The 23697-nt window shown below is 59.6% G+C and carries 17 protein-coding genes; 6 read left to right on the top strand and 11 right to left on the bottom strand.

Annotation, left to right across the window (positions count from 1 at the left end; translation table 11 throughout):
* Positions 1–31: 31 nt before the first annotated feature.
* Both AGR1_RS20795 and AGR1_RS20790 read right to left on the bottom strand, forming a co-directional pair.
* Positions 32–1183 carry an extracellular solute-binding protein gene (locus AGR1_RS20795; protein WP_137411119.1) on the bottom strand — a complete coding sequence of 384 codons (1152 nt, stop codon included), beginning with the start codon at positions 1181–1183 and terminating at the stop codon, positions 32–34.
* Between the two features lie 513 nt (positions 1184–1696).
* Positions 1697–1900, bottom strand: a complete 204-nt coding sequence (locus tag AGR1_RS20790) for a CsbD family protein (protein WP_149148093.1) — start codon at positions 1898–1900, stop codon at positions 1697–1699.
* A 182-nt stretch (positions 1901–2082) separates the two neighbouring features.
* Here AGR1_RS20790 and AGR1_RS20785 point away from each other — a divergent pair, with 182 nt between their 5' ends.
* The 3 genes from AGR1_RS20785 (at position 2083) to AGR1_RS20775 (ending at position 6580) form a co-directional block, all read left to right on the top strand.
* Entirely contained in the window at positions 2083–2400 is a 318-nt protein-coding gene (locus AGR1_RS20785; protein WP_080793469.1) for a hypothetical protein, read from the top strand.
* Positions 2401–3011: 611 nt separating this feature from the next.
* A complete protein-coding gene (locus AGR1_RS20780; protein WP_149148092.1) occupies positions 3012–4814 on the top strand; it encodes an ABC transporter ATP-binding protein in 1803 nt (600 codons plus the stop codon).
* 182 nt (positions 4815–4996) lie between these two features.
* Positions 4997–6580, top strand: a complete 1584-nt coding sequence (locus AGR1_RS20775) for an ABC-F family ATP-binding cassette domain-containing protein (RefSeq protein ID WP_149148091.1) — start codon at positions 4997–4999, stop codon at positions 6578–6580.
* Between the two features lie 15 nt (positions 6581–6595).
* Here AGR1_RS20775 and AGR1_RS20770 read toward each other — a convergent pair whose 3' ends face one another.
* The 4 genes from AGR1_RS20770 to AGR1_RS20755 are packed head-to-tail and all read right to left on the bottom strand — an operon-like array spanning position 6596 to position 11191.
* Positions 6596–7546: a spore coat U domain-containing protein gene (locus AGR1_RS20770; protein WP_149148090.1), complete on the bottom strand. Its 951-nt coding sequence runs from the start codon at positions 7544–7546 to the stop codon at positions 6596–6598.
* Complete coding sequence (locus AGR1_RS20765) at positions 7543–9981, bottom strand: fimbria/pilus outer membrane usher protein (protein ID WP_149148089.1); 2439 nt, start codon at positions 9979–9981, stop codon at positions 7543–7545. Before AGR1_RS20765 ends, AGR1_RS20770 begins: the two co-directional genes overlap by 4 nt.
* Positions 9953–10672, bottom strand: coding sequence for a molecular chaperone (locus AGR1_RS20760; RefSeq protein WP_149148088.1), 720 nt, complete (start codon positions 10670–10672; stop codon positions 9953–9955). Before AGR1_RS20760 ends, AGR1_RS20765 begins: the two co-directional genes overlap by 29 nt.
* A 21-nt stretch (positions 10673–10693) precedes the next feature.
* Positions 10694–11191, bottom strand: a complete 498-nt coding sequence (locus AGR1_RS20755; protein ID WP_137411111.1) for a spore coat U domain-containing protein — start codon at positions 11189–11191, stop codon at positions 10694–10696.
* Between the two features lie 358 nt (positions 11192–11549).
* Between AGR1_RS20755 and AGR1_RS20750 the strand changes: the two genes are divergently transcribed.
* The gene (locus AGR1_RS20750) at positions 11550–14339 is read left to right on the top strand and encodes a bifunctional aconitate hydratase 2/2-methylisocitrate dehydratase (RefSeq protein WP_137411110.1); all 2790 of its coding nucleotides are present in this window, start codon (positions 11550–11552) and stop codon (positions 14337–14339) included.
* A gap of 323 nt (positions 14340–14662) precedes the next feature.
* Positions 14663–15298 carry a type B chloramphenicol O-acetyltransferase gene (catB, locus tag AGR1_RS20745; RefSeq protein WP_149148087.1) on the top strand — a complete coding sequence of 212 codons (636 nt, stop codon included), beginning with the start codon at positions 14663–14665 and terminating at the stop codon, positions 15296–15298.
* A 45-nt stretch (positions 15299–15343) separates the two neighbouring features.
* On the opposite strand, the gene AGR1_RS20740 is transcribed toward catB, so the two are convergent.
* The 4 genes from AGR1_RS20740 to AGR1_RS20725 all read right to left on the bottom strand — a co-directional run bounded on the left by AGR1_RS20740 (position 15344) and on the right by AGR1_RS20725 (position 20866).
* On the bottom strand, positions 15344–17146 hold the full coding sequence (locus AGR1_RS20740; protein WP_137411108.1) for an NAD(P)/FAD-dependent oxidoreductase: 1803 nt from the start codon (positions 17144–17146) through the stop codon (positions 15344–15346).
* A 113-nt stretch (positions 17147–17259) separates the two neighbouring features.
* Positions 17260–18333 (bottom strand): 2,3-butanediol dehydrogenase, encoded by a 1074-nt coding sequence (locus tag AGR1_RS20735; protein ID WP_149148086.1) that lies wholly within the window; start codon positions 18331–18333, stop codon positions 17260–17262.
* Positions 18334–18493: 160 nt separating this feature from the next.
* On the bottom strand, positions 18494–20377 hold the full coding sequence (locus AGR1_RS20730; protein WP_149148085.1) for a sigma-54-dependent Fis family transcriptional regulator: 1884 nt from the start codon (positions 20375–20377) through the stop codon (positions 18494–18496).
* A gap of 150 nt (positions 20378–20527) precedes the next feature.
* Complete coding sequence (locus AGR1_RS20725; RefSeq protein ID WP_149148084.1) at positions 20528–20866, bottom strand: tetratricopeptide repeat protein; 339 nt, start codon at positions 20864–20866, stop codon at positions 20528–20530.
* A 361-nt stretch (positions 20867–21227) separates the two neighbouring features.
* Here AGR1_RS20725 and AGR1_RS20720 point away from each other — a divergent pair, with 361 nt between their 5' ends.
* Positions 21228–22451 carry an EAL domain-containing protein gene (locus AGR1_RS20720; RefSeq protein WP_246669693.1) on the top strand — a complete coding sequence of 408 codons (1224 nt, stop codon included), beginning with the start codon at positions 21228–21230 and terminating at the stop codon, positions 22449–22451.
* A 48-nt stretch (positions 22452–22499) separates the two neighbouring features.
* Here the strand turns inward: AGR1_RS20720 and AGR1_RS20715 are convergent, their stop codons facing one another.
* On the bottom strand, positions 22500–23579 hold the full coding sequence (locus AGR1_RS20715; RefSeq protein ID WP_149148082.1) for a LacI family DNA-binding transcriptional regulator: 1080 nt from the start codon (positions 23577–23579) through the stop codon (positions 22500–22502).
* Positions 23580–23697 lie beyond the last annotated feature (118 nt).

Here is a 23697-nt window from a genome sequence, read left to right as displayed (position 1 = left end):
AGCGGGCGAACCGCTCCTTCCGCAACCTCGGTCACGACTTGCGGTCGACGTTGGGAGCGACGTTGCGATACCAGCCGTCATTGATGGCGGTTTCCCATTTGCCGGCCGGGAAGGTCGGGATGGTCTGCGGGATGATGTCGGCGAAGCGCTTGCGCAGTTCGGCCGGCACATAGTCCCAGGAAACGCCGGGGAAACCGCCGAGTTCGGTAAGGATCGCGCCCTGAATTTCTTCCGACAGCACGAAATTGGCCAGCTTTAGGGCAGCGTCGCGATTGGCGCCGTTTGCAAGCACCACGGCGCGCGAGAAATCACCGCAAAGCGCCAAGTCCTGAAGCTGGACGAGGCCTGTTTCCTGCGGCAGAACGCCCTGATCGATGGCCTTCAGCACCTGATCGGACCAGACGGGGGTCATGGTGACGACGCCCTGCGAAAGAAGCTGCAGCGACTGCGTGTTGCCGGAGGAGTATGCACCTTTGTCATAGAGCGACGGGGCGATATCGTTCAGCAGCGCCCATGCCTTGCCGAGAGCCTTGTCGCCGGCTTCCTGGGTGTAATTGTCGACCGTGAAGGCCTTGGGGTCGAGGCCGTTGGCCTGGTGGATGGCGCGGCGGACGAAGTTGCCGCCGGAGCCGCCCTTGTCGGGACGGTTATAGACGAACTGGCCGGGATTGGCCTTGATCCATTTGACGAGCTCATCCCAGGTCTTCGGCGCGTCCGTCGGCTTCAGTTTGCTGGTGTCATAGGCGAGCAGCACCTGGCTGCCGCGATAGGGCAGGCTGTATTCGCTGCGGATGGCAAGCGGATTGACGCGCGAATAGTTGGAGAGGTCGGCTTTCGCCATGTTCACATAGATGCCGGCCTCGATGGCGCCGGTGGGAAGCAGCGGATCGGCCGTTTCGAAATAATCGGCCTGCGGATCGGTGCCCGTTTGCTTTGCGGCGATGGCGCGCTCACCGATGGCGATTATGCCGGCGCTGTCGCCGGCATCGACGAGATTGAGCTTCATGCCGGGATTGGCGGCTTCAAAGGCGGGCTTGATTGTATTGGACCAGAAATCGAGGATATTGGTATCCGAACTGGTGTACCAGTCGATCGTGCCCGGAGCGGCGAAGCTCATGCGCGGTGCAAGGGCGAGACCGGCGGCGGCGCCTGCGGCGGACATCATAAAGGTGCGGCGTTTCATCTATGTCTCCGATGTTTTCGGCGCGAGTGGACTGCTGAGCGCTAACTCCGCAAAGATGGGGAAGGCTCTGGCCGGTCATTGCACAGCCGTGCATTTTTTGAACGGGCCGGCGGCGTTTCTAAAGTCTTTACATAACGCTTTCGTGACGGTTGCCGCCGACAGACACCTTAACCCTTCGCGAAACGCATTCTCCGGGTGGTCGTTCAAAAGCGCGCGGGCTCTACCAGAGGCGTTGCCGGGCAGGTAGGATGACCGCGGTAGCATTGGAGGGAGGGAAGTTGTGATCGCAACCTATATCGATGAATTCATGATGTTTTGTGCCGGCCTGTGGATGACGTGTGTCGGCTTCGGCTGTTTGCCGCTGTCAAGAAACGCAGCGCCTCGGCCGCCCGTTGTTCGTCACTTCAGATGGGTGGGGTTCTGTTGATCGTCATCGGCGCCGTCTTGGCTGTTGCCGGCGGACAGGTAAATTCCGCGCAAAAAAAACCCCGCCGAATGAAGCGGGGTTTGATCTTACCAGCGCTGGCTACCATACCAGTCGTCAATATCTTTCCGGGCTCGGTCCTTTTCGTAGCCGTAGCGCTCCTGAATCTTGCCTTCCAGCTGCTCGCGCTTGCCGTTGATGACGTCAAGATCGTCGTCGGTGAGTTTTCCCCACTGCTCCTTGACCTTGCCCTTCATCTGCTTCCAGTTACCTTCAACGCGATTCCAATCCATCGGTGCTCTCCCATTTTGTTTGGCTTGCACCTGTAAATGTCCGAGCGTGTGCAGGGTTCCGTCCAGCGGTCGTTATGTTCGGCGCAACTGTGGTCTGCTGCCACGAAAAGATCACGATTCATTCAGCCGCAGTTCACGCGGCGGGGCGCTAAATCCTCTCATCCCACAAGGAGGGAGATAAGATGCGCAAGATGATTTTAACCGCCGGACTGATTTTGGGCGCCCTGTTCGGCACCGGGGCGAACGCCACGCCTGTCGGCCAACCGTCTGCACCTTCGGCGTCCCACATTCAAAAGGTGGACTATGCCTGCGGACGCGGTTTCCATTTGACCCCGCGCGGCTATTGTCGTCCGAACGGACCGCGTTATGAGCGCGGCTGGGACAGGCGCGACCGCTGGGAAGCCCGCCGAGAATGGCGCGAGCGTCAGGCCAGACGGGAATGGCGTGAGTGGCGCGACCGCAGGGATTATCGCGACCGACGCGACTATTATAGATACTGATCTGGCAAGGCCCTCCACACCTCGGGAGGGCCTTTCTCATAGGGCCCGGTGAGGTCCTTACGATCCGGAAAAGGATCCCACACCGGTTTCGCCGCTCCGGCGGTTGTCGCGCGCATGGCGTATTTTCAGCGCCAGGATCGTCGCCCTTCGCTGGATGAGCTGAAAGCCCACGTTGCGGTGGCAATCGCCAAGTGGGGGACCGGTGGTCAAGGACAAGAATGCGCAGATGGAATGACCGGTAATGGCCGATACCATCTCGACTTTCCGCTTGCGCATCCAGCTGGTGTGGTGTTTCCGCATCACTCACCAGTCGGTTGCAAAAACCCGCTTGGCAAGCTCCGGCCGTTGAGTTACAAGTCTCGCTACCGCGTCAGATCGAACAAAGGGAGGCGTTGCATGACACCGGCATTCTTCGAAACCCTCCCGCAGGGAATGACCCGACACTAGGTCATATCCATTCGCGGCCCGCCGATTGCGCGCCCGACATGCGGTTTTATTTCCCCCATAGCCCGATTGATCTGACGGGATCACTTCGTCTCCCGCGCGGGCTGTGCCATCCAACTTCCGTTTTGAGGACCGGTCGCCGATTATAGGGCGCTGGGCTGGTAAAAATGACTCGCAAGAAGCTCGATTTCCGCGCCGATGCCTATCGACATGTGCTCGGCTTTGTTTTCAACCATTGGCGTCATCGGCCGGCGCTGGTGGGTTTCATCATCGTTCTGGTGATTGCCAGCACGCTGGCTGAAGTGATGGTGCCGGTCTTTTCCGGCCAGATCGTCGATGCCATTGCCGGTGGAGACGAGGCCGGCAACGGGGCAGATAAGGCGCTGCGCGCCTTTGTCATCGTGGTGTCTCTGGGGCTGGTGAGCGTTGTGCTGCGCTGGTTCATCTTCAACGGCATCATCCGGCTGACGCTGAAAATCATGGCGGATGTCGCCAATAACGGCTTCCACAAGGTGCAGCGTTTCTCCACCGACTGGCATGCCAACAGCTTCGCCGGCTCCACGGTGCGCAAGATCACGCGCGGCATGTGGGCGCTGGATTCGCTCAACGACCTTCTGCTGGTCGCACTTCTGCCTTCCATCGTCATGCTGGTGGGCGCCACCATTGTGCTCGGCAGCTACTGGCCGGTCATGGGCCTGATCGTCGGTCTCGGATCGCTGATCTATATCGGCGTGACCGTGGGGCTTTCGATGGGCTATGTTTCGCCGGCGGCAAGGCTTGCCAATGCCTGGGATACCAGACTTGGCGGCGCGCTGGCGGACGCCATCAGCTGCAATTCAGTGGTCAAGGCCTTTGGCGCCGAGGCCCGCGAGGAAACGCGCCTGGGCCATGTGCTGGTGAAGTGGGATCACCGCACACGCAGGACATGGAAGCGCGGCACGCTGAACGGCACGATCCAGAGCTTCATGATGGTCTCCATGCAGGCAGGCATTCTGGGTACGGGCCTCATCATGTGGCGACAGGGACTGGCGACGCCGGGCGACATTACCTTCGTGCTGGCGATGTTCTTCGTGTTGCAGGGTTATCTGCGCGATGTGGGGCAGGATATCCGCAACCTGCAACGCGCCGTCAACGACATGGAAGAGCTGGTGTTGCTGGACAAGATGCCGCTCGGCATCGAGGACAGGCCGGACGCCGGACCGATCAGGATCGGAAAGGGCGAGATCGTCTTTGATCACGTCACCTTCCAGTATGGCGCGCATCCTACGCCGCTTTACGATGACTTTTCGGTCACCATCAAGGCGGGTGAACGGGTGGGCCTGGTCGGGCATTCCGGTTCGGGCAAGACAACCTTCGTCAAGCTCATCCAGCGGCTTTACGACATCAAGTCGGGCGAAATCCGCATCGACGACCAGAATGTCGCCGGGGTGACGCAGTCCAGCCTGCGCGGCCAGATCGCCATCGTGCAGCAGGAGCCCATCCTGTTCCACCGCACGCTGGCGGAAAACATCGCCTATGGCCGACCGGGCGCCACGCGGCGTCAGATCGAGCAGGCGGCGAAACAGGCGAGCGCCCATGATTTCATCATGTCCCTTCCCAAGGGATATGAGACGATGGTGGGTGAGCGCGGCGTCAAGCTGTCGGGCGGCGAGCGTCAGCGTGTCGCCATCGCCCGTGCTTTCCTTGCGGATGCGCCGGTGTTGATACTGGACGAGGCCACTTCCAGCCTCGACAGCGAAAGCGAAGTGCAGATCCAGCAGGCGATGGAACGGCTAATGGTCGGCCGCACCACGCTGGTCATCGCCCATCGGCTGTCCACGGTCAGGGCGCTGGACCGGCTGCTCGTCTTCGACAAGGGCAGGATTGTCGAAGAGGGTGACCACCAGGCGCTGATCCGCCTCCATGACGGCATCTACCGCAGGCTGTTCGAACGACAGGCGCTGGAGCTGACCAAGGGCCTGGTGGCCTGAAAAAAAGAAACGCCGGGGGGTGTTCCCCCGGCGTTCACTACCCGAACATTGAACCCACGCCATCAGCGCGCCGCTTTTTTTGCGTAAGGGCGTGTTTCGCGCAACACCAACAGGACGGTGAACCATGGATTTCCACCCGATCGCAAAGCCACAACGCCTTGTCATCAGGGGAACCCATATCCATGTCGCATTCCATCACGCTTTCAGACCTCTCGTGGTCCACACCTGACGGTCATCCGCTCTTTTCCGACATCAACCTTCACTTCGGACCCGAACGCACCGGCCTTGTCGGGCGCAACGGCGTCGGCAAGACGACGCTTCTGAAACTGATCGCCGGCGAGTTGTCGCCGTCGGCGGGCACGGTTTCCGTTTCGGGCTGCGTCAATCTCCTGCGCCAGAGCGTACAGGTTGTGTCCGACGAGACTGTCGCCGACCTGTTTGGTGCGCGCGAGGCGCTGGACGCGCTCGCCCGTGCGCAGTCGGGAACGGCCACTGTCGATGAGCTTGAGGACATTGACTGGATGCTGGAGGAGGAAATTGCCAAGGCGCTCGCGCAGGTCGGGCTGGACGCCTTGCCCTCCACGCCGCTTTCGGCGCTTTCCGGCGGGCAGCGCACGCGGGCCGCACTTGCGGCGCAAATCCACGCCGCGCCGGATTTCCTGATCCTTGACGAACCGACCAATAATCTCGACCGGGAGGGGCGCATTTTCGTTGCCGATTTTCTGGCGGCCTGGCGCGGCGGAGCGATCGTCGTCAGCCACGATCGGGAGCTTCTCGAAACCCTCGATGCCATCGTCGAAATGACCACGCTCGGTGTTACCCGTTACGGCGGCAACTGGAGCCACTACCGCGCACAAAAGGCGCTGGAGCTGGCCGCCGCCGAACAGGACTTCGCGAATGCGGAAAAGCGTCTGTCCGAGGTCAGGCGCCGTTCACAGGAGGCGCTGGAGCGCAAGGCCCGCCGTGACAGCAGGGGTGCCGCAAAAGCGGCGAGGGGAGACATGCCCCGTATCCTTGTTGGTGCGATGAAGAGGCGTGCCGAAAAGACGAGCGGCGACAACGCCAATCTGGCCAGCCGCCTGACGGCCGAGGCGACGGAAGATCTGAAGACGGCGCGAGAGCGGATCGAAATCCTCCAGGATGTCAGTGTTACATTGCCCGCGAGCGGGCTACACACGACAAAGACCGTTCTCAGCCTGCAGAACCTGACCGCAGGATATCAGGCCGACCAACCCGTGCTTTGCGATCTCTCTTTCGAAATCACCGGGCCGCAACGCGTTGCCGTAACCGGCCCGAACGGATCGGGAAAAACGACGCTGCTTTCGGTGATCACGGGGGACTTGGCGCCATTCGAAGGGACGGTACATGTCGGGGTGAAGTCCGTGTTTCTCGACCAGCAGGTCAGCCTGCTCGATACGAGCCTCTCCATTCGCGACAACTTCCTTCGGCTTAACCCTAGGGCGGGAGAGAATGCCTGCCGCTCCGCCCTTGCGCGCTTCATGTTTCGTGCCGACGCCGCTCTGCAGATCGTTGCGACACTTTCGGGCGGGCAGATGCTCAGGGCGGGTCTCGCCTGTGTTCTGGGAGGCCCGCAGCCACCGCAATTGCTGATCCTTGATGAGCCGACGAACCATCTCGATATCGATTCCATCGCTGCCGTGGAGGCTGGCCTTCGGGCTTATGACGGCGCCTTGCTGGTCGTCAGCCATGATGAGGCGTTTCTCGCTGGCATCGGCATCGATCGGCGGCTAGAACTTGGAAAGTGAGATGCGTTCGGGCGCTCAGTAGTTCACCGTCACGACGACCGTATCGGAGTAGTTCCCCGGCGCTGGCGTGGTCTGCGCCGGGACGCGGCCATAGACGGTCAATGTTTGCAAGCCGCCTGTTCCGGTGCCGGTGGCTATCTCGCCTGCCGCACTTCCCCATACAGTCGTGCGGTTCGCGTCGCGGTAGAGACCATAGGTTATAGATGCGCCTCCCTGCACCATCTGGCGCGCGGCCGGCGGGCTGTTGCTCAGGCCGCCATTGAGCGCGACACTATAGTTCAGATTGGTGGTGCAGGTCAGATTGATCGCTCCGGTCGCATTGACTGCCGTGTTCAAGACGCCATGACTGCCGAAATCGATGTTCTGGGCCGAGATGATGCATGTGGGCGCCACCGCGGCCGACACGTTGAACGGCACCTGCGTGGGGTTCTGGGTCACGGAAGAGCAACTTGGTGCAAGCAGGGTAAAGGTCGTATAGGTGAAGCTCGTTTCCGCGCCGGCGAAGCTGGAAAGATAAAGGCCGCGCACTGCCGAAGCCTGACCGGCATTGATCCGGCCATAGACCGTGCGGCTCGTGGTGTTGACCAAAAGCGGTAGCGCCATATCGATCGGCGGAGGCGAACCGAGTGCGGGCTGCGTGACCGATCCCCAGGAGGTCGTCCGCGCCGAGTTCTGGTAAAGCTGGTAGTTGAGGATATTGCTGCCCTGAAGCATGCGACGGATGCCGCCCGACTGTCCGCCGCTTCCGGCATTGATGTTGGGGCAGATGCGGATGGAAAGCGCCAGCGATAACGGGTTGGAGCAGGTGACCGACAATGTCGCCGTCGTGTCCACGGCGCTGCCGCCTGCGAGATTGACGAAACCGAAATTCATGTCCGACATGTTGAAGGTGCAGCTTTGCGCCAGGACCGGTGAAGCCGAGAGGAAAGCGGCGATGGCAAGGGCGGCACGGGTCAAAACCTTCATTGGATGCTCCTGCATAGGGTTTCGAAAGTTGCGCGGGTCTTGCTGGCAGAGGGCACGGTGATCTGCGCTTCGCACGCGCCCTTCGTCGGCTGTATGATGCGGAGGCGATGGGTTTCGCTGATATTATCGAGATAGGCCTGTCCGTCATAACCGACGATGAAATCGCGCTTGCCGTCGATTTTGCCGGTCGATCCGGTTTCGATGAACTCGCCGCTCTCGTCTTTCAGCGTCACCAGCGCCACCTGCCCCTCGGTTTCCACCTTGAAATTGACCACGGCCCCCGCGCGGTCGGTCGGCGTCACGGTCTGTTTCGTGCGGTCTATGCGGGCGTCGACCGGAAGATTGCTGGGGTCGAGCGTGATGTTATTGACGTCGTAGGAACGAAGGTTCGGAAGCAATATCTTGCCGCGGCGGTTGGTCTGGCCGATGGGGCGGTTTTCCAAAAGGATATCGACGCCGGGCGCGCCCGCATCCACCACGGCGAAAGCGTCATCGATCCGGTTGCCGACAAAGACATCGCCGCCGGCGAGCGCTATCGATCCTTCGATCTGGGCATAGGCCTGTGTTGTGCGGTTGAATTGATCGACGCCGGCCGAAACGCGGGCGGTGCTGCCGCGGTAACTGCCGGAAACGGAGGCGATATCGTTGCCGCCGGTCGAGCCGCGCAGGCGCCAGCCATAACTTCCCTCGGCCTGTTCTTCGGATTTTCCGACCTCTGCTGTTAGCGAATAGCCATCCGCATCCGACGACATGCCGGCCGAGCCGGAGACGCCACCGCCGAACGACCAGGACAGGCCCGCGAAGACGCCGTAGGATTGGCTGTCCTCAAGGTCCTTATAGGCGGTGATGAAGATATTGCCGTTCTCGCCGAACGGCCGCGTGGCAGAAAAGCCAAGCAACCGAGATTTCCTTTCATCGAAGGTTTCCACCTGCGTATAGGAAAAGTTCAGGCTCGTTTCATCGAAAGCAAGCTGTGTGGAAACGGAAATCTGATCCACGGCACGCGGCGGCCGCGCGCTCAGCAGGCCAGAGATCGTCCTGAGTGTAGAGCTATCGGCGGAGACCGACGCCATGTCGTGATAATCGCCGAATGCCCGTTGCGACCGGGCGTGAAATTTGAGCCCGAGCAATTCGGCTTCGACGCTTGCGGAGAGCTGGTGGCCGCTTTCCTCGCCAAAGCGGCTGGATGCGCCGGAAATCGCCGCCAGCCCATGAACTCCAAGCGTGAAGACGCCGCCAAAGCCGATATTATAGAAATCCTCGCCGCCTTCCGCATGGCCCTCAAGCGTCAGGCCATCAGACAGGCCGTAACGAAACGTCGCCGATCCAAGCAATTTTTCGTCGTAATCGAAGGAAGAGGTTCCGTAATTGCGCCGGGCAAAACCGAGCTCCGCTGAAAAATCGACGAGACCCTTCGCCAGCAGGTCCGGTGACGTATAAAAGGGCGTTTCGGATACGGTTTCGCGGCCTAGCGCATCCCGCACCACCAGCCTCGCATTGCCCGCGCCGCTGATAACGGGAAGATTGGTGATGGAAAACGGGCCTTCGGGAACATCCTGCGACAGACGGCGGATGTTGTTGACATAGACGTCGACAGTGGAGGGCACGGCCGCTGAACCGGCAAATTCCGGCATCGGCATGGTGACGATATCCGGCCGCAGGTCGAAATTGCGGCGGATCTGCAGGCCGCCGAGCCGCGTTGGGCGTGTCCAGCTCAGCCCGCCGGTAATGAGATCGCCGGCCCGGTAGCTCGTCAGCGTTTCTTCGTCCGAATAGCTCCAGGTGGTATCGAGGCGCTGGGTATCGAACTCCGACAGGCGCGATGTGCTCAAAACCTGCGACGAGGAGAGCACGCCGAGCGGACCGAAGGCCCTGCTTTCCAAAAGGGCCGAGATACCGTTGAAATCGGCGGTGTCAGACCATTTGTTGCCGCCGGAGGAACCGTAGATCGTGTAATTCACCAGACCTCCAAAATCGCTCGTGGCCTTTTCCCGGGTCTCTTCGTCTTCTTCCTGCGCAATCTTGCCGGAGGCGTCTATCACCCTGTTTGCCCGCGCCGCCATCGGCAGGGTGAAATGCATGGACTGGCTACCTTCATCGTAACGCGCCACCACATCCGGCAGCCGGGAGATATCGATCCAGCCATCATCTCCGGCGGCGCTTTCAACCGGAGAAATCCCGATATTGTTCAGCTGTTCCGGTTCGATCAGAAACGATCCGGCGTCGTTTTGACGAAATGTGGCGATCAGTTCTGTCGAAACATCGTTGATGTAGACTTCGAGCTGCAACTGTCCCGCTTCTTTTGCGGCAAAAGAGGCCGGTTGCGCCGCAGGAGGTATATCCTGCGCCACGGAAAATTTGCCCGATGAAATGACCGTCAGAGCGGCAATCGTCAAAACGGCGAGATCAGCCGCCCGAGACGCGCGCCGTCGCATTGACGGGGCCGCCTTCGCTGTCCGCCGAAATCTTCAGCGTGCCGCCGCCTCTCTTGCCGCCCGTTGCCGGAACCACAAAGCTTGCGGCGGATCCGCCAAGCACATATCCCACCAGCCCCTGCTGCCGGGCAATCGCCTGCCCGTTGCCGCCGGAAAGCATCAGGTTGGCGATCCTTATCCGCCTCTCGCCCGTATTGGACACCGACACCCGGTAGCCATTGCCCTGCGGTGTTATCTTCCAGGCCGGTTCCGCATCACCTGTGGAAGCGGGCGAGAAGAAAACGGGTATGGAGTGGCGCACCACCAGATTAACCGTGCCGGATTGCGGTCTTCCCGCCGGCGGCAACTCATCGACGATGACGCGGTAGCTCTCTTCGGCGCGCAGCGGGGCCTTGGAAAGCCGGACGATGCGGATAAGGTTCTCCGCACCGCCCTTCAGCTGCGTCATCGGCGGGCTGGCGACGACGTCCTGCGCTGCCGTATAGACGTCCTGCCCATTTTTCTGGGTCCAGCGGAATATTCTGACCTGAACGTTGATCGGGGTTTTCGCATCGTTCCAGATGCGGAGGCTGGAGGCCGCCGTGGGCGCTTTAAGATCCAGAAGTACGGGGGCGACCCGCAGCGATGCAGCCTGTGAAGATGAAACAGTCAAACCGGCAAAAAACGCAGCCGCTAAGGTAAAAACATGCATGCGCGATCCTCCCTGTGGCGATCAGTAGTTGAGCGTGGCCGTCACCGTATCGGTATAGACGCCGACCGCAGGTGTCGTCTGGGCAGGAACGCGCCCATAGACAGTGAATGTCTGCGGCGCTCCGGTTCCCGTTCCCGTTTGCCGGTCCGTTCCCACAGTGTTGCCCCACACCGTGCTATGCGCCGCACTTGTATAAAGGGAGTAGGAAATGGTCGCGCCGCCAGGCGATGTCATCAGACGGTTGGCGACCGTCGCGCCCGAGCCAGCGCCGGCGCTGAGGCCGAGACTGAAAGGGGTACTGGCTGTGCATTGCACGACAATGTCGCTGGTCGCATCGATATTGCTGCCGATCACACCATTCGTGCCGAAATCAAGGTTGCCGGCGGAATTGATCTGGCATGCGGCCTGAATGGTGATCTGGACGTTGAAATTCGTCGTGGCGACCTGGGCGGCGCCGGATGCCGGGGTGAGAACCAGCGCCGCAAATGATAACAAATAGCCTGATGCTGCAAACTTCATGCTGCCTCCCCAAGCTGCTGCGCTGCCGGTTTTTCGATGCGCAACATGCAATTACGCCAATAACGGGTAATTAGAATAATCTAATACTCGTCCTGATTTGGTTAATAAATCCTTAAAGCTGACGTCTGAAAAACCACTGGCTGAAATGCGGCGGCTGCCACAATCAAAAGTGCCACGGCGTGATCGCAAAGCACACGATCGGCGCTAAAACCCGTCTACGGCTTTTTTACTGAAATGCGACATCTTGTCAGCCGGCCCCGGTTGGCGTACTCGAAATCGACAGAAACCCGGGTCGATCAACAGTACCGTTCGGTGAGGCTGTGTTCGGCTCCATAGACACCATGACGTTGGGATTGCGATGAACCTTTACCTGGATTACCTGGCTGAAATCAAAAGCAGAGAAACACTGGGTCTCGCACCCAAGCCGATCGATGACGGCGCACTGACGGCCGAGATTATCGAACTTATCAAGGATGTGGGCAGCGAGCATCGCCCTGACGCCCTGAAATTCTTCATCTACAACACCCTGCCGGGCACCACGAGCGCCGCCGGCGTCAAGGCCGCCTTCCTGAAGCAGATCATCCTCGGCGAAGCGATCGTGCCGGAGATCACGCCTTCCTTTGCGCTGGAGCTGCTGTCGCACATGAAGGGCGGCCCGTCGATCAAGGTGCTGCTCGATATCGCGCTCGGTAACAACGCTGCGATTGCCGCCCAAGCCGGTGAAGTGCTGAAGACCCAGGTCTTCCTTTACGATGCCGACATGTTCCGCCTGCGTGACGCCTACAAGGCCGGCAACGCCATCGCCAGGGACGTTCTGGAAAGCTACGCCAGGGCAGAATTCTTCACCAAGCTTCCCGATGTCGAAGACGAGATCAAGATCGTTACTTTCATCGCCGCCGAAGGCGATATTTCGACCGACCTTCTGTCTCCCGGCAACCAGGCGCATTCGCGCTCGGACCGCCAGCTGCACGGCCAGTGTATGATCTCGCCGGAAGCGCAGGCGGAAATCGTCGCGTTGCAGCAGCAGCATCCGGACAAGCGGGTGATGATGATCGCCGAAAAGGGTACGATGGGTGTTGGCTCGTCGCGCATGTCCGGCGTCAACAACGTGGCGCTGTGGACCGGCAAGCAGGCCAGCCCCTATGTGCCCTTCGTCAATTACGCTCCCATCGTCGCCGGCACCAACGGCATCTCGCCGATTTTCGCCACCACCGTCGATGTGACCGGCGGCATCGGCATCAACCTGAAAAACTGGGTGAAGAAGCTCGGCGAAGACGGCAAGCCGATCCTCAACAATGACGGCAACCCGATCCTCGAACAGAAATATTCGGTCGAAACCGGGACCGTGTTGAAGATCGATGCCAAAAACTACAAGCTTCGTGACGAGAACGGCACTGAACTGGTGGACCTCGCCTCTTCCTTCACACCCCAGAAGATGGAGTTCATGAAGGCCGGCAGCTCCTATGCTATCGTCTTCGGCAAGAAGCTCCAGACATTCGCGGCTGAGACGCTCGGTGTCGAGGCCACTCCGGTCTTCGCGCCCAACAAGGAAATATCCATCGAAGGACAGGGCCTCACCGCGGTTGAGAAGATTTTCAACCGCAACGCCGTCGGCGTCACGCCCGGCAAGGTGCTGCACGCCGGTTCGGACGTACGCGTCAAGGTCAACATCGTCGGCTCGCAGGATACGACCGGTCTGATGACCGCGCAGGAGCTGGAAGCGATGGCGGCCACCGTCATTTCGCCGCTGGTGGACGGCGCCTATCAGTCCGGTTGCCACACGGCCTCCGTCTGGGACAAGAAGGCCCAGGCCAACACGCCGAAGCTCATGTCCTTCATGCACAATTTCGGTGTCATCACGGGTCGTGACCCGAAGGGCGTCTATCATTCCATGACGGATGTGATCCACAAGGTGCTGAACGACATCACCGTGGATGACCGGGCAATCATCATCGGCGGCGACAGCCACACCCGCATGTCGAAGGGCGTCGCCTTCGGTGCCGACTCCGGCACCGTCGCGCTGGCACTGGCAACCGGTGAAGCGACCATGCCGATCCCGCAATCGGTCAAGGTTACCTTCAAGGGCACGATGCAGCCCTATATGGACTTCCGCGACGTGGTGCATGCCACGCAGGCGCAGATGCTCCAGCAGCACGGCGACAACGTCTTCCAGGGCCGTATCATCGAAGTCCATCTCGGCACGCTGCTTGCCGACCAGGCATTCACTTTCACCGACTGGACGGCCGAAATGAAGGCCAAGGCGTCGATCTGCATTTCCGAAGACGAGACGCTGATCGAGTCGCTGGAAATAGCCAAGTCGCGCATCCAAATCATGATCGACAAGGGTATGGACAATTCTGCACAGACCCTGAAAGGTCTGATTGCTAAGGCAGATCAACGTATTGCCGAGATCCGTTCAGGTGAAGTGCCTGCCTTGAAGCCGGACGCGAATGCGAAATATTTCGCGGAAGTCGTTGTCGATCTCGATGTTATCAACGAGCCGATGATTGCCGACCCCGACGTCAACAATAACGACGTTTCCAGACGCTACACGCACGACACGATCCGCCCTGTGTCCTATTACGGCGCTACAAAGAAGGTCGATCTCGGCTTCGTCGGCTCGTGCATGGTGCATAAGGGTGACGTGAAGATCGTTGCGCAGATGCTGCGGAACCTCGAAAAGGCCGAAGGCAAGGTCGAGTTCAAGGCGCCGCTCGTCGTCGCTGCTCCAACCTACAACATCATCGATGAGTTGAAGGCGGAAGGAGACTGGGAAATCCTCCAGAAATATTCCGGCTTCGAGTTCGATGATATCAATCCGAAGACAACGAACCGCACCGAATACGAAAACATCCTGTATCTCGAGCGTCCGGGCTGTAACCTTTGCATGGGCAACCAGGAAAAGGCGGCAAAGGGCGATACGGTTCTCGCGACGTCGACTCGCCTTTTCCAGGGCCGCGTGGTTGAAGACAGCGCCGAAAAGAAGGGTGAATCGCTCCTGGCCTCCACCCCGGTCGTCGTGCTCTCGGCCATCCTCGGCCGCACGCCGAGCATCGAGGAGTATCGTTCTGCTGTCGATGGGATCGATCTGACGAAGTTCGCTCCGCCGAAGGTAACGCCGATCGATTCCCAGTCGGTGCACTACTAAGATTGTGATCGTCGCGGCGCGCGGCTGTATGACGCCCGCGCTGGCGATGCACCAACCAACGAGAACAGCGGGGAAAAATCCCCGCTGTTTTTATGGGCCGGTGGTGTTGCGATGTAAGCGACACGAGATCGAAAACGTTTCACGGCTTGGCCGTCGCGGATTTTTGCGTTAACTAGGCTCGATGATAAAAACTTCGAGTATCACCTGCATCTAGCTCCCTCCGTTGCGTGAGGAGCATCGAGCGAAAAGCCGACAGGCTTGGCGCTTGGCGTCGGTTTGCCTTGAGGCAAGCCAGTGCGAACATATGCAGTGAGATTACCCCAATGGAAAACTACTTCGAAAGCCCGTTCCGGGGCGTCACGCTTGACAAGCAGGTCAAGAACCCAAACCTCGTGGTCGGGAAATACAGCTATTACTCCGGTTATTATCACGGCCACAGCTTTGAGGACTGCGCCCGTTATCTGTTGTCGGATGAAGGCGCGGACAGGCTGATAATCGGGAGCTTCTGTTCGATCGGTTCGGGCGCCGCCTTCATCATGGCGGGCAATCAGGGTCATCGCAACGAGTGGATCAGTACCTTCCCATTTTTCTTCATGCCCGAAGTGCCGGAGTTCGAAAACGCCGGCAACGGTTATCTGCCGGCGGGCGACACCGTCATCGGTAACGATGTCTGGATAGGCTCGGAAGCGATCATCATGCCCGGCATTACGGTTGGTGATGGCGCAGTGATCGGAACGCGGGCGCTGGTAACGAAAAATGTCGAACCTTACGCCATCGTTGGCGGCAATCCCGCAAAGACGATCCGCAAGCGGTTCGATGACGACAGTATCGCCATGCTGCTCGAGATGAGATGGTGGGATTGGCCGGCTGAGCAGTTGAAGGCTGCAATGCCGCTCATGACCAGCGGCAATGTCACGGAGCTTTATCGGTTCTGGCAATCCGATAAGTCCCAGTCGTAAAATACCCGGCCCGCCTCATCGAGTCGGGCCGGAACTCCCTTCGGGTCAGGACAGATGATGCGGCTTCTGAAGGCCGTAAACGGGTGTTTGCAGGCCCACCTGTCTCGCCTTGAGCTGGAGCGAGAGATATTGCGAATAGTGCCGCGATTGATGCAGGTTGCCACCGTGGAACCACAGTGCCTGCTGTTGTGTCGGCTTCCACATGTTGCGCTGCTCGCCTTCCCATGGGCCGGGATCCTTGGTGGTGTCAGAACCGAGGCCCCAGCATTTGCCCACCTTGTCGGCCACCTCACGCGAAATGAGATCGGCCGCCCAGCCGTTCATCGAACCATAGCCGGTCGCATAGACCACCAGATTGGCAGGAAGTTCCGTGCCGTCCTTCAGCACCACGGCATTCTCCGTCAGATGCGAGACATCCACTCCGGATTTCAGCTTGATCGAGCCGTCGATCACGAGGTCACAGGCCCCGACGTCGATATAATAACCCGATCCACGCCGCAGATATTTCATGAACAGGCCGGATTCGTCATCGCCGAAATCGAGCATGAAGCCCGCTTTCTCCAGTGCTGTATAAAAATCGGCGTCCCGTTCGCGAATGCGATCGTAAACGGGGACCTGGAATTCATGCATGATCCTGTAGGGCAGGGAGGCGAAGATAAGGTCGGCCTTGCGCGTGGTCATGCCGTTTGCCACCGCCCGCTCGGAATAGAGGTCGCCAAGACCGATATCCATCAGCGAGTCGGATTTGACGATATGGGTGGATGACCGCTGCAGCATGGTGACGTCAGCGCCAGCTTCCCAGAGCGCTGCGCAGATATCATGCGCCGAGTTGTTGGAGCCGATCACCACGACCTTCCTGCCGGCATAGGCGTCAGGACCCGGATGCTGCGAGGAGTGCTGCTGCTCGCCCTTGAAGACATCCTGTCCGGGGAATTTCGGGATATTCGCCTTGCCGGACATGCCTGTCGCCAGCACCAGCTGTTTCGGCCGCAGCACGACCTCCTTGCCGGCGCGGTCGACGACCACGGTCCATTCGCCCGTCGTCTCGTCGTATTGGGCGGACTTGCAGGTGGTGGAGCCCCAATAATTCAGCTCCATGACTTTTGTGTACATTTCCAGCCAGTCTCCCACCTTGTCCTTCGGCGTGAAGACGGGCCAGTTTTCCGGGAACGGAATATAGGGCAGGTGGTCGTACCAGACGGGGTCATGCAGGCAGAGCGACTTGTAGCGCTTGCGCCAGCTGTCGCCGGGCCGTTCATTCTTCTCGACGATGATCGACGGCACACCGAGCTGGCGAAGCCGCGCGCCGAGCGCAATGCCGCCCTGGCCGCCGCCGATAATGACGACATAGGGCTGCTCCGAATAGCCGAGTTCGGCGGCCTCAGTCTCACGTTTTTCTTTCCAGGTCCGGCGGTTGCGGTCGTGGCCGTGCTCCGCGCCCATCGGGCGGCGGATGCCCTTCGGCTCTTCGTGGCCCTTCAGTTCGCTCATGGTGGTGAGCAATGTCCAGATCAGCCCGTCCTTCAGGCGGATATGGCCGTAACCACGGGCAACCCCGGTCTCGAACTCGAACCAGCCTTCGGTGATGCCATTGCCTTCCGAGGCCTGCTCCTTCACATCCTGCACCAAGCCCGAGGGTTTGATTGCGGAAAGCTGGTTTGTCAGCATATCGCGGATCTGCTCACGTCCCTCCAGCGTTTTCAGGTTCCAGGTGAAGGTTACGAGGTCACGCCAGTAACAATCGGCCTGAAACAGGTTGACGGCCGCATATATGTCTCCATTTTCCAGCGCATTGCCGAGCTTGGAAAGAACCGTGTCGATTTTGGTGGCGGGACTGACATCAAGCATATTCATCTCCTCCATGGTGCTTGGTCTGATGGTGGAGCGGCGAAATCGCCGCCCCCGAAAGCCTGTGCCGTCGGCATAGCGGGCTCCTCTCCCGGTATGCCGAGGGAGCAGGCCTATTTCGAAAGATCGATCAGGATCTTCAGATGGGTGCCGGCGGGGTCGAGCAGGGCATCGAAGCCCTCGGACACGGCCGTATCGAGCGTGATGCGCTTGGTAACGATCTTCGTTGCTGGCAACAGGCCGGAGGCGATGAGCCGGATGACCCGTGGCCAGTAATGGGTCGGATAGGCCCATGAGCCCTTGATCTCCAGGTCGCGGAATGTCACCTGGAACCAGTCGATCGGGTTTTCGTGCGGATGCAGCCCTGTCTGGACAACAACGCCCTGTTTGCGCACGGCATCGACGCAGGCCTTGAGCGCATGTTCATTGCCCACGCATTCGATCGCGACATCGCAGCCGACCTTGCCTTCTGTCGCTGCGCGCACGATATCGCCGACATTATCGCGCTTCGGATTGATGGTAATGACGTCGGTGATTACGTTGCGGGCAAGCTCAAGGCGGGCATCATTGAGATCGGATACGAAAAGCTGCGCGGCGCCGGCAGCACGCGCGGCGAGAAGTGTGAGCATGCCGATCGGGCCTGCGCCCGTGACCAGAACGCTGCTGCCGGCGGTGACGCCGCCGCGGTCGCAGGCATAAACGGCAACGGCCGAGGGTTCGACGAGTGCGGCCTCTTCATCGGTCATCGCGTCGGGAATCTTCTGGACGTTATATTCGTTGACGAGTGCTGCCTGCGCCATGCCGCCGCCTTCCCAGCTGAGACCGACCAGCGCCAGCTGCGTGCTCAGATGAAAGAGGCCACGGTCGGCGAAATAGTCACCGGTTCGCGGCATGACGAGCGGCTGGATCGATACGCGGTCACCGACGCCAACCGAGGTGACGCCTTCGCCGATGGCCTCCACGACACCGCCGAATTCGTGACCGAGAATTTGCGGGCCGTGAGCGCCTGTAAAGGGGTGCGGTTTGGTGGGGATGAAGATCGGTCCGTAACTATATTCATGCAGATCGGTGCCGCAGATACCGACGAATCGATTGCGGACAAGAACCTGCCCCGGCCCCGGCCGTTTCGGCTCGGGAATGTCTTCAACCCGCAAGTCCCTGGCTGCATGAAATCTGAGCGCGCGCATGTTTTCTCCTCGATGGCTCCTGATGCCAGAGAAGCTGCAATGCCCGTGCCAGCGCGGTTTGCCGTGCCGGAAGCCCGAAATTGCGGGGTTTTACCAGAGTGCCGGTTTTATATGACGCCACAGCTGTGGCGCGACAGCCGTGGCGCGTGCCTCACCTTTTCTAGTGAGGTTTTCCGATGCCGAGGCGTCGCATTCGCCGGTGCATCGTCGTGCGATCGATGCCGAGCCGGCGGGCGGCCTCCGAAACATTGCCGTTGCAGGCGGCCAGAAGCGCGCCGAGATCGGCGCCGCGACTGTCGATCATCGGGGCTGACGTTGCGGAGGCAAGATGATCGGGAAGGTCTTCCGCCGTAATCACCCCGTCATCGCAAAGGGCGGCGGCAAAGGCTATGGCATTGTCCAGCTCGCGGATGTTGCCGGGCCAGGAATGGCCAAGGATCAACATCCGCGCGGCGTTGGAGAGCGTCAGAGGGCGACCCGGCAGCCCATGTTTTTCCAGAAACTTATCGAGAAGCCAGGGGAAGTCATCCCGCTCGCTAAGTGCAGGCAAGGTCAACACAGCCGCATTCAGGCGATAATAGAGGTCTTGGCGGAAATCACCTGTCCGCACCATGTCGCTCAACGGGCGGTGCGAGGCAGAAATCACCCTGAAATCCACCTTCTGGGGGGTGGAGCCACCAACGGGCAGGATCTCGCCTTCGGCCAATACGCGCAATAGCCGGCTTTGCGCCGCAAACGGCATGTCGCCGATCTCGTCGAGGAAAAGTGTTCCGCCCTGCGCCTCCTCCACCAGCCCCTTACGTCCTTTCGCCAGCGCCCCCGTGAAGGCTCCCGGCAGATAACCGAACAATTCGCTTTCGATCAGCTGTTCGGGAATGGCGGCGCAATTGACGGCGACGAAGCGGCCGGAAACGCCGCTTGTGTCGTGAATGATGCGGGCGAGATGTTCTTTGCCGGTTCCGGTCTGGCCCTGCAGCAGGATCGGCAATTTTGCAGGCGCCAGTTTTTCCACCTTGCGCCTGAGGTTTCGCACCGCCGGCCCATCGCCGCCGATCTCTTCCATAACCGGCTGGAATTTCAGACGGGCAAGCGGCATGTTCGACCGGCGCTGCTGCGGTTCGATCGCGTGCGCATAAAGTACGGTGCCGTCCTTCACGACGATGCGCCTCTCCTGCGGCAGGCTTGATCGGGTGAGGGAGGCGAGTTCATCGAAGCCGGCCTCGAAAAACTCCTCCACGCGCTCTCCGAGGAGGCGTTCCGGCATGCGCCAGTCAAGCCCGCGCGATGCGGCGAGAAGGCGTGCGGCGGCGTGCGTCATGCCCGTGATCCGGCCGGAGCCATCGACGGAGACGGCGGCTTCGGGGTCGACATCCAGAAATTCGGGCGCGCCCGCAAAGCGCAGCACCAGATCATGGCGGCTGCTGGCCATCAGATTTGCCAGCTCGATCCTTCGCACGGTCGATGAAACCAGATGACGCGCCATGTTCTGGCTCGTCTTGAGGATGGGGGAACTTAGGAGTGAAATATCGAGCACCGCCGTCAATGCCCCCTGCGTATCGTAGATCGGGGCTGCGGTGCAGGAAAGCGGCGTATGCGTCACATCAAAATGATCGGTCTGGTGGATCGTCAGCGCTTCGCCGGTGGCGATGCAGGCGCCAACGGCGCAGGTGCCGGCACGCGGTTCCGACCATTCCGAGCCGAGGTAAAGCCCGGCCTTGCGCAGATTGTTGTTGAATGACGGGTCGCCCAGAAACTCTACCGTCACTCCCTGTTGATCCGACAGAAGAAGAACGTAATTCTGCTCAGCCACCTGCCGATACAGCCGTTCCAGGCCGGAACGGGCGATGTGGACGAGGTCTTCTGCCCGCTGACGATGCTCGCGCAGGCATGTCTCGGAAACGATGACGGCTTCTCGCGCCTTGGCCGGATCAAGCTGATAGGTATCGAGACAACGTCGCCAAGATTCTAGCACCACCGCGTCGCGGCCGGTATTTCTGCCCTGTCCGACGTGCTCTATTTCCTGGATGTGATCGGAAAAACCCATAAATCACCGGCCCTCGACGGCCGCCTCCCGTGATTTTTCTGGTGATCATAACCGGTTTTATGAAGCCTGGCTAATCTCTGGCGAATTTTTGACGGGCTGGATCTGTTGGGACGATGTTCGCCTGGCGGCGCAATTTGAGATGTATCACGATCAGCTTGGCCCATTACAGGAAACTTTCGGCAGTTGCGACCTCATCCGTCGCAGCCTCACTTCCAGCTGCCGTCTCACCTGCGCGTCGCCCTGGGCCGTGGCAACGGTGATGCCTTTTAGCCAAGCCGCCGTGGCCCCGTCATTTTCGCCCAATCGCAACAGGTTGAGGCCAAGCTCCGCCCAGGCGGCAGAATAATCCGGCTTTTGCCGGACCGCTTCCTGAAGATGCCGCACAGCCTCCGGGAGTTCCCCGGAGGCTGCAAAGGCCTTGGCTAGCGAAAAGCGCAGAAGCGCGCTGTCTCGGCCGCTGTTCAGAATGTTCGTCAGCTGCTGTTTCATCAAATTATCCAGGACCGTCTGTCAGGTTGGGGTTTGGGAGAGCAGTCGTGCCCCCGCATCACTCGAGGTTACGGGATACGACCTCGAGAGTGGTTGAGGTCAACAGGTATCGTTGATGAAAACTTGTCGCGTCGTATTTGGCTTTGTTTAACCGCGTCGTCTGAAAAGCCCAACCTCCGGTTTTATAGGTCTAGCTTCCTCATGGCTTTTCCAGCAAGGAGCCAGTTCGCCGTTCTTAATCGCAAGCAAGGCCAGCATGCCCCTCCAAAAAAACAAAGACCGAGAGGAATATTCACAGCATCTGCTACTTCTGTGCCGCATCGCAGCATGGCTCGGCCTTGCGCTTGGGGCGGGTTGGTTCGTGTTCTTTGCGCTGACGGGACGGTGGAATATCGCAATCAGCCTTCTTGTGCTTGGTGCAGCGGTCATTCCTTGCTGGCTGATTTGCCTGAAGGGCCATTTTTCTTGCGGTCTTATCCTCGCCCAGATCGCTTGCACCCTGTTTGTGTGCTGGTATTCGGTCTCGATCGATGTGCAGGACGCGGCAGTGCCCAGAACGACACACCTTTACCTGCTCGTCATCGTCTTCGTTGGCTATATGAATTTTCAACGCCAGCGCTCGATCTCGCAGTTCATTGTCATTTCGTCCGGTCTCATGGCTTTCGTTTTTCTGTGTGCCTCCGCTGCGAGCTTCCCTTTCCATATCTCGATCTCGCAGGAAGTGAGAAGCGTAAGCGCATGGTTCAACGGCATTTTCGCGACGGGTATGTTGTGCGGAGGCGTCGCGGCGATGCAGGCGCAATTTCGAAGCCAGACTAAAAACGCACTGGAGTTGCGGACTGCGCTTTCCAATGGGCAATTCGAACTTTTTTATCAGGCGCAGGTGCGTGCGGACGGTTCGGTGAACGGCGCAGAAGCGCTTTTGCGCTGGAACCATCCGAAACGGGGCAAGATATCACCGGCGGAATTCATTCCACTTGCCCAACGCACGGGCTTTATGCCGACAATCGGCGAATGGGTGATTGTTGAAGCTTGCAAGACCCTGGCAAGATGGCAGGAAAACGCTTCGACTCGTCACTTGACGCTTTCGATCAACATCACTGCGGATCATTTCGTGGATACGGGATTTGCCGCTCAGCTTCTCGAAGCCGTTTCGTCTAATGCAATTGACGCACGGTTACTCAAGCTGGAGTTGACCGAAAGCGTTTTTCTTTCGGATATAGACGCGGCCATCGCCAAGATGAAGCTCCTGCATCGCGCGGGGTTTGCAATCGCGCTTGATGATTTCGGAACCGGCTATTCGTCTCTCAGTTATCTTCGTCAATTGCCGTTGAAACAGCTCAAGATTGATCGCAGCTTTGTAAAGGGCGTGAGCGAAAGCGGACGTCTTTCGGCAATTACCAAAAACATTGTCAGAATGGGACACGACCTCTCTCTGGAGGTCCTTGCCGAAGGCGTGGAAACAGAGGCCGAACTGCGCATGATGTTGTCATACGGCTGCGAGTTTTTCCAGGGCTACTTTTTCGCAAGGCCCACACCACTGGAGGAGTTTGAGCAGTATGCGGCTCGCGCTCGAGTGCATTGACACACCTTTATCCCGAAATCCTGTGTTTCGGCAGCCTGAAGGCGGTCTTCATCGCGCCATGCGACGCAGTGCAACAGGGTCCCATATGTCGTCGAGCGGGCCTTCGAGAGCGGTTCTTGGGGGAATGAGCTTCGGTTCGATGGTGGTGACTTCCGGCTCGCTCCGGTTCTCTTCCAGCAGGTCGAAACCCTTTTCCAGCATCTGCGCGATATCGGGTTTGATCATATAGACCGGGAAGGGAAGGAACGATGCGAACGGGTCGTAGTCGAAGCAGCCGACAACGATGTCGCCGAAGGCTTCGCCGTCATGACGCCCCATGAAGCGAAGCAGTCCTTCGAAATTTATTGATGAGTTGACGAAGAAACAGCGGGGCAGGCGGCCTCTGCGCTCGAAGAAACGTTCAAACGCCAGCTCCGTCATATGCGGTGAATAGCCGGTGATCTCTATATCGTCTCCGCTCTCCGCCTCAAAATAAGCGGCCTTGGCGGCATGGAAGCCGTCAATACGCTCGCGGCTGGCGTGGTCGTCGTGCCCGCCGAAGAGGATGACGTCATCCGGGCCGAGAGGCCTGTCTTTCGCTGCATGGGCAAGGATCGCCGCCGTCAGTATTTCCGCGCCGTGCCTGTTGTCGGAGATGACCGAGGATGCAAATTTGCCGGGAAGGTCGATATTGACGTGGGGCAGCGACGCACGGGCGCAGACCTGGTGCACGCCATCGGGATCGGTCACGCCGGCAATGAAGAGGGCGTCGATGGAATAGGCGATGAGGGTCTCGACGGTGCGCCGTTCCTCCTCGGGGTCGCGCCGCCCGGAAACCACCATGGGCGACAGGCCGCGTTTGCGCGCCTGACCCTCGAACGTCTGCGCCATAGAGGAAAAGAACCGGTTGTCATAAACTGGAACCAGAAGCCCGACGAGGCCGGATTTCGAACTCCTCAAGCCGCGGGCTTGCAGGTTGGTGGTGTAACGTTGCGCCTTGGCAAGCGAGAGAATCTTGTCGGCAGTCTCTTCTGAAATCCGCCGCTTGCGCCACGATCCGTTCAAGACGGCACTGACCGTCGAGGCTGATGCGCCGGACAATATCGACAAGTCATAAATAGTGGCTTTCTTGGAACTTATGTCCGTCACTGTGATCTCCCCAACTGATTCCGATTATTAGAGCAGGCGTCCCCTTGACGGAAGGGAGCTTCATGATATGGTTATTGCACCATCGATTGTGCAGCTTGGCAATATCGATTGTGCAAGA

The organism is Agrobacterium sp. B1(2019) (genome assembly GCF_008274755.1).
GTDB classification, from domain to species: Bacteria; Pseudomonadota; Alphaproteobacteria; order Rhizobiales; family Rhizobiaceae; genus Agrobacterium; species Agrobacterium salinitolerans.
Note: the sequence above shows the minus strand (reverse complement) of the source record. Positions and strands in the feature narration are given on the sequence as shown.